The sequence below is a fragment of the Rhizobium sp. BK251 genome, from assembly GCF_004345245.1.
Taxonomy (GTDB): domain Bacteria; phylum Pseudomonadota; class Alphaproteobacteria; order Rhizobiales; family Rhizobiaceae; genus Rhizobium.
Genome location: NZ_SLUQ01000003.1, coordinates 616,448 through 623,900 on the forward strand (window position 1 = coordinate 616,448; position 7,453 = coordinate 623,900).

5 protein-coding genes and 1 pseudogene are annotated in these 7,453 nt (G+C 60.2%); 5 read left to right on the forward strand and 1 reads right to left on the reverse strand.

The window, feature by feature from the left end; translation table 11 throughout:
* Window positions 1-156 precede the first annotated feature (156 nt).
* From phaC to EV286_RS10040, 5 genes and pseudogenes are all read left to right on the forward strand, one after another.
* The gene (gene phaC / locus EV286_RS10020) at window positions 157-2,004 is read left to right on the forward strand and encodes a class I poly(R)-hydroxyalkanoic acid synthase (RefSeq protein WP_132956862.1); all 1,848 of its coding nucleotides are present in this window, start codon (window positions 157-159) and stop codon (window positions 2,002-2,004) included.
* A 45-nt stretch (window positions 2,005-2,049) separates the two neighbouring features.
* Window positions 2,050-2,793 carry a DNA/RNA nuclease SfsA gene (gene sfsA, locus EV286_RS10025; protein ID WP_132956863.1) on the forward strand — a complete coding sequence of 248 codons (744 nt, stop codon included), beginning with the start codon at window positions 2,050-2,052 and terminating at the stop codon, window positions 2,791-2,793.
* Window positions 2,794-2,802: 9 nt separating this feature from the next.
* Entirely contained in the window at window positions 2,803-3,633 is an 831-nt protein-coding gene (map, locus tag EV286_RS10030; RefSeq protein WP_132956864.1) for a type I methionyl aminopeptidase, read from the forward strand.
* Between the two features lie 12 nt (window positions 3,634-3,645).
* Window positions 3,646-4,347: pseudogene (gene radC / locus EV286_RS10035) on the forward strand (DNA repair protein RadC); the annotation flags it as partial.
* A gap of 184 nt (window positions 4,348-4,531) precedes the next feature.
* On the forward strand, window positions 4,532-5,773 hold the full coding sequence (locus EV286_RS10040) for a site-specific integrase (RefSeq protein WP_132956866.1): 1,242 nt from the start codon (window positions 4,532-4,534) through the stop codon (window positions 5,771-5,773).
* Between the two features lie 943 nt (window positions 5,774-6,716).
* Here EV286_RS10040 and EV286_RS10050 read toward each other — a convergent pair.
* Window positions 6,717-6,947 (reverse strand): hypothetical protein, encoded by a 231-nt coding sequence (locus tag EV286_RS10050; RefSeq protein ID WP_132956867.1) that lies wholly within the window; start codon window positions 6,945-6,947, stop codon window positions 6,717-6,719.
* Window positions 6,948-7,453 lie beyond the last annotated feature (506 nt).

Below are 7,453 nucleotides of genomic sequence, written 5' to 3' on the forward strand. Positions count from 1 at the left end.
CATGCCTGACTCGCGCCTCACCCGATGCATTGCGACTGTTAGATTTGTCGCAACGCCAAAGCAATAGGGGTTCCCACCCGCACTGGGACTTGTATTCTTTTTCGTGCAAGATGTACAAACGGAAAACAAAAAGAGTGCCTTCAGCGGAGGAAGCGTGTGACCGACAAGAAGCAGGAAGGCAACGAAGCGGGCGGCAACTACGCCGGCTTCGACCCCAAATCGGTCGAGCCCTATATCGTCAAGGATCCCGAGGCGATGGCGATGAACTTCGCGCGGGCGCTGGAGAGCCTTGGCAAGGCCGCTTCCGCCTGGATTGCCCCACGGGAGCGCGGCGAAGTCACCGATACGATCGCCGATCCGGTGACCGATATGGTCAAGACGCTTTCCAAGGTTACCGAATACTGGCTTTCCGATCCGCGCCGCACCCTGGAGGCGCAGACGCAGCTGCTTTCAAGCTATTTCGGCATCTGGATGCAGACCGTGCAGAGGATGGGCGGTGACAATTCCATCCCAACGACCGAAGAGCCAAAGAGCGACAAGCGTTTTGCCGATGAGGAATGGCGCAAGAACCCGTTCTTCGACTTCCTCCGACAGGCCTATATGGTCACCACCGGCTGGATCGAGAAGCTCGTCGCCGAGACCGACGGACTGGACGAGCATACGAAGCACAAGGCGTCTTTCTACGTGAAGCAGATCACAGCTGCGCTTTCGCCTGCCAACTTCATCGCCACCAATCCGCAGCTCTATCGCGAAACGGTGGCAGCAAACGGCGAGAACCTGGTGCGCGGCATGAAGATGCTGGCAGAGGACATTGTGGCCGGCGGCGGCGGCCTGAGGCTGCGCCAGACGGACATGACGAAGTTCGCGATCGGCAAGAACATGGCGCTCACACCCGGCAAGGTGATTGCGCAGGACGAGATCTGCCAGATCATCCAGTACGATGCGACGACGGAAACTGTGTTGAAGCGCCCATTGCTGATCTGCCCGCCCTGGATCAACAAGTTTTATATTCTGGATCTCAACCCGCAGAAGTCCTTCATCAAGTGGTGCGTCGACCAGGGACACACGGTCTTCGTGATCTCATGGGTCAATCCCGATGCCCGCCATGCGGCCAAGGACTGGACGGCCTATGCGCGTGAAGGGATCGGCTTCGCCCTCGATACGATCGAGAAAGCGACCGGCGAGAAGGAAGTCAATGCGATCGGCTATTGCGTGGGCGGCACGCTGCTCGCTGCAACGCTTGCGCTCCACGCGAAGGAGAAGGACCGGCGCATCCGCACGGCAACGCTTTTCACGACGCAGGTCGATTTCACCTATGCGGGCGATCTCAAGGTCTTCGTAGACGAGGATCAGCTCGACGCATTGGAAAAGCAGATGAATGTGTCGGGCTATCTCGACGGCTCGAAGATGGCCATCGCCTTCAACATGCTGCGCGCTTCGGAACTCATCTGGCCGTATTTCGTCAACAACTACCTCAAGGGGCAAGAGCCCCTGCCCTTCGACCTCCTGTACTGGAACTCCGATTCCACACGGATGGCGGCTGCGAACCATTCCTTCTATCTCCGCAACTGCTATCTCAAGAACACACTGAGCCAGGGAAAGATGGAGCTGGACGGCAAGACGATATCGCTCAAGGACGTCAAGATACCGATCTACAATCTCGCAACCCGTGAAGACCATATCGCGCCGGCCAAATCGGTCTTCCTGGGCAGCGGCCTGTTCGGCGGCCCTGTCGACCTCGTGGTCACCGGGTCGGGTCACATTGCCGGCGTCGTCAATCCGCCCGACAAGCACAAGTACCAATACTGGACCGGGACCTTGTCGAGCGGCACCTTCGAGGACTGGATGGCAAAAGCCACGGAAACGCCGGGTTCGTGGTGGCCACATTGGCATGGCTGGATAGAATCCCACGACAGCAGGCGCGTGCCGGCACGCGTGCCGGGCGGCGGAGCTCTCAATGCCATCGAGGAAGCGCCCGGCTCTTTCGTCATGGAACGCGCCTGACCCGCAGATCCCGTCGGCCCTCCACCCCGGAAAAACAGTAGCTGGATGATCTTCGAAACCCCTCTCGTTCCTGGCCGCCTGATCGCGCGCTACAAGCGCTTTCTCTTCGACGCCGAGCTCGAAACCGGCGAAATCATCACAGGCTCTTGCCCGAATACGGGATCGATGCGCGGCCTGAATGTACCCGGCTCACGCATCTGGATGTCCATCCACGAGAGCCCCACGCGCAAATATCGGCATGTCCTCGAACTGGTCGAGGCCGACGGCACAGTCGTCGGCGTCAACACAGCCATGCCCAATCGGATCGCGGCAGAAGCGATCGCGGCGGGGCTCGTGCCGCCGCTCGCCGGCTATTCGACGATGCGCAGGGAGCAGAAGTACGGACGCAACTCCCGCATCGACCTCCTGCTGGTTGATCCGGCAAGGGGCAATGCCTATGTGGAGGTCAAGAACGTCCATTTCATGCGGCAGAACGGCCTCTCGGAATTTCCGGATACGGTAACGGCGCGCGGGGCGAAGCATCTGGAAGAACTTGGAGACATGGCTGAGGCCGGCCATCGCGCGGTGATGCTTTTCGTCATCCAGCGGCACGACTGCGAGAGCTTCAGGATCTCTGGTGATCTCGACCCCGTCTATGCGACCGCCTTCAGGAGGGCGTTGCAGCGTGGCGTCGAGGCTTTTGCCCTGAAATGCCGCGTATCGTCGCGCGAAATCGCAGCTTCGCGGCTTATCCCGATAGACGAACCCGGCATAGCTGCATTATGTACTGATAAGACAATCTCCGCTTAAGGCTCCATCATGGTGAACTACATCGAAGCATCTTCCGCGCCCTTGAAGAATACGGGCGCCATCAGGCTCTACGGGCCGGATGCCTTCGAAGGAATGCGACGCGCCTGCCAGCTGACCGCCCGCTGCCTCGACGAACTGGCGGCGATCGTGAAGCCAGGCCTGCCAACGGACGCGATCGACCGCTTCGTCTTCGAATATGGCATGGACCACGGCGCCTATCCGGCGACGCTGAATTATCGAGGCTACACCAAGTCTTCCTGCACCTCGATCAACCACGTCGTCTGTCACGGAATTCCGAACGACAAGCCGCTGCGCGAAGGCGATGTCGTCAATATCGACGTCACCTACGTCCTCGACGGTTGGCATGGCGACTCCAGCCGCATGTATACGGTTGGAACCGTCAAGCGCGCTGCCGAGCGCCTGCTGGAAGTGACATATGAAGCGCTGATGCGCGGCGTAGCGGCCGTACGGCCCGGCGCGCGTACCGGCGCGATCGGAGAGGCCATCCAGACCTTTGCCGAAAACGAGCGTTGCTCCGTGGTCCGGGATTTCTGCGGCCACGGCGTCGGCCGACTTTTCCACGACTCGCCGAACATCCTCCACTATGGCCGAGCCAATGAAGGGCCGGAGATGCGCGAGGGCATGATCTTCACGATCGAGCCGATGATCAATCTCGGCCGCCCGCATGTTAAGGTTCTCGCCGATGGATGGACGGCGGTCACGCGCGATCGCTCGCTCTCGGCTCAATATGAGCACACGGTCGGTGTGACGGCCACAGGCTGCGAGATATTCACGCTGTCGCCGGGCGGTCTCGACCGCCCCGGCCTTCCCCCTCTTTAGGACCGGCCGCCGATGGCGAAACGCCCCGTGACGCATGTGGAGAGTGGTGAGCTTCCGTTCGACGACATTGCAAGGGGTGCAAACGGGCCTGGGCCGGAAGCGGATGAGAGGCTGTTCTTCGCGGAGCGCCCGGCCAAGGCTTCAACCCTCGGCAAGCCAACCGCAGTGCCGGCAACGCCCAACGGAGAGGCTCATTATCATGGCCATCGCGACAGGCTGCGCGCACGCTTCCGCGAGATCGGCGATACGGCTCTTGCCGATTACGAAATACTGGAATTGCTGCTCTTCCGCCTGATCCCCCGGCGCGACACGAAACCGATCGCAAAGGCCCTGCTCGACCGGTTCGGAACACTCAACGGCGTCTTCGGCGCACCGGCGTCGCTGCTGCAGGAGGTCAAAGGCGTGGGCGAAGCCGTCGCGCTGGACATCAAGCTGATCTCCACGGTCGCGCACCGCATGCTGAAGAGCGAGATCCGTGGCAAGCAGGTACTCGCGTCCTGGTCGTCCGTTATCGACTACTGCCATGCATCCATGGCCTACGAAACGCGAGAGCAATTCAGGGTGCTCTTCCTCGACAAGCGCAACGCGCTGATCGCCGACGAAATCCAGGGGCGAGGAACGGTCGATCACACACCAGTCTATCCGCGCGAGGTGGTCAGGCGGGCGCTTGAGCTGTCTGCAACGGCCATCATCCTCGTCCATAACCACCCCACTACCCCCGTTTCGAACACGCTGGATCACACTCAAGCACATTGAAACATCATGCTTTTATTCACTTGCGTAGTGGGTGCCGCTTTGGCAAACTGGGGCTGTTGAAGGGGTAGCGGACGGCCTCCAGATCCCGAGCGCCGATCCCTGTTTCCTCGACCGATCCCAGTTGCCGCGAGGGGAAAACGCGATGTCGAGCCTTACCGATGCCGGCATCCGGCAAGCGCTGAAGCGCGTGGAGAGCAGCCGCAAGCAGGAGAACCTCGCCGATGGCGAAGGTCGCGGCACCGGTCGCCTGGTCCTGGTTCTCAAGCCAATGCCGAAGCGGGTGACCGCCGACTGGATGGCTCAGCAGTGGCGTGATGGAAAGCGGACCAAGAAGAAGCTCGGCGCCTATCCCTCGATGTCCCTTGCCCAGGCGCGTGAGATCTTCAAGCGCGACTTCGCCGATGTCATCCAGAAGGGTCGCAGCATCAAGATTGCCACCGACACCCGCCCCGGTACCGTCGCCGATCTCTTCCAGGGCTATGTCGCATCCCTGAAGGCCGCGGGCAAGCCATCCTGGAAAGAAACGGAAAAGGGTCTCAACAAGATTGCCGACACGCTAGGGCGCAGTCGCCTCGCCCGCGAGATCGAGTCGGAAGAAATCGTCGAACTGATCCGGCCGATCTATGAGCGTGGCGCCCGATCGATGGCGGACCATGTGCGAGGCTACATTCATGCGGCCTACAGCTGGGGAATGAAGTCCGACAACGACTATCGCAACACCTCCCCTCGCCGCTTCCGCATTCCCTACAATCCAGCTGCAGGCATTCCAACCGAGCCGAAGGTCCAGGGCACCCGCTGGCTCAGCGAGGAGGAGTTCGTGCGGCTCTATCGCTGGCTCGAATGCCCGGACACACCGGTTCATCCCTCCTACCTGCGCGCGGTGCAGCTCATCATGCTGACAGGACAGCGGGTCGAGGAAATCGCCCGCCTGCATATTGACCAGTGGGACGCAAAGGAGCGGATCATCGACTGGTCGAAGACCAAGAACCTGCAGCCGCACGCCGTTCCGGTGCCATCGCTTGCGGCCGAGCTGATCGAGTCGATCAAACCGAACGAATACGGATGGTTCTTCCCGTCTGCCAAAGATCCGTCAATCCCGGTCAGCCATGGAACGCTCTACAGCTTCGTCTGGCGCCAGCGCGACCGAGGGGTCATCCCGCACGCCACAAACCGAGACCTTCGCCGGACGTTCAAGACGCTCGCCGGCAAAGCCGGTGTCTCCAAAGAGATCCGCGACCGACTTCAGAACCACGCCCTGCAGGACGTCAGCTCCAAGAACTACGACCGCTGGAACTACATGCCAGAGAAGCGCGCCGGTATGGCAAAATGGGATAAGTTCGTGCGTGCGATGCTCGGCAAGAACAAACTCAGGAACGCGGCCTAGGTATCATTTGGACGATTCGCTGAGGGTGGAGTTCTGCGTAGAATGCTTACGCGCCTTAAGTCAGAACTTTCGGCTTGCTTCATTGTACTCCGCCTCCAACGGTCACAGGGTCGAATCATGTTGGGTGCACCGATAAAATCCATTTTGCTCGCGGTGCGTACGCACGTGGGACGCGGGTACGGAGGCTGAACCGCGGGAGATCGTCAACTGCCCCCTCCGGCCCTCTTCCGAGGGTGCTGACGCTCGATTGATCGCCCATCGATGTCGCATCCGATGGCATATCCGCGCTTCTCCTCGCGCCGGATCAGACCGTTGTGGTGCGGCCGACACACGCTCTCATGATTGCCCGGATCGACGAACAGAGCCCAGTCACCGCGATGTGGAATGCGGCGGTTCACGAGCGCGGCCTAAGTCACGATCTCGGATTGAAGGCATCGTTCGTACAGCATCGACAACTGGATGCGTCGCGCGTTTTGCCAGGCCTTGAGGCCGTACCATGCGTTGTACCTCTCAGCCTCACCCGATCGCCGAGCCGGTATTCTCGAATTCCGCCATGCGTTCTGCTTTCAGCGTAAAGAGTAAAGGGAGACAGCAGATGGCGACGATAAATCGAATCGTGGCAACGCCGATCGCATTCGCGTTTCCGTACACGCCCGCCGTTCGCTCATCTGGTGGTGATCCATCAGATGACGGTCTCGTCGCCAAAAACCTGATCGTGGTCGCTCACGAGCTGACGAACGAGACCCGTGCCGGGCTTGCGGACGGCGTGATCAAGGGGGTTCTCTCACATCCTGCCAAGCAACTTGGCGACACGCTTGTCCGGCAATGGCCGAAGCTCTGGATACGCACAGAACGCCGATGGTCTCGCAGCACATTCTGCCGTTCGAGATCTACAGGGCCGCGAACATCTAGTCGGAACTGGCGGCGGTCTCACAGAACGCGCCTAAAAGTTCTTGATGTTAATCATGCTCGCGCCGCGAAAGCACATAGGCACCCCGGCCGCCTCATGGCATTGGGCCAAAGTTTCCAGCCATGCTGCGAGCGCCTGTGGTACAACAGAATTTCCTTCTTCCAGCGCTTCGATCCATGAAAGGTCGCACTGCAGTGCGCTAGCCAGATTTATCGGCGTCCACCGGATACGCAGAAGACATTCGCTGAAGCGAGCTGGGGTCATGTTGGCCTCCATTGCTGCACCTGCGAACAAATGATGCTATAGAGGGCGGTGTCAAGGATCGGTGGAAAACTAATGGCCTTTCGGGTGAGCGAGCGCGCATCTCCGGCGTTCTACGAACTGCGGCTGAGGCGCGTGGATGGCGAGACTGTGCTGCGGTGGCCCGACGTATCGACTGTAAAAGGCTTCCTGCCCCCGCGAGAGCGTTGATGGAGGCCATGATCGCATACAACGAGGAGGCCTGCAGTGACTGGCAGGCTTCCACATTGACGCTGCCCTAACTAAAAGACCTCGACGGCTCATCGTTCGTGGCGCACGGCTCAGCGTGGGGCCGCTTTCTTCGCAATGGGGTTCCCGAAACGCCTCAAAAGCTCAATGGTACGGGTTCGTATCAATGGAGGATTGTCGAGTGAGCGGTTTCTTACAGGGCTCGCCCGCCTCTTCTTGAATATTCTTATCGGCGAGCCCCGGCCATCCGGATGTGCGGACCGCACCGTCAATTAGTGGGC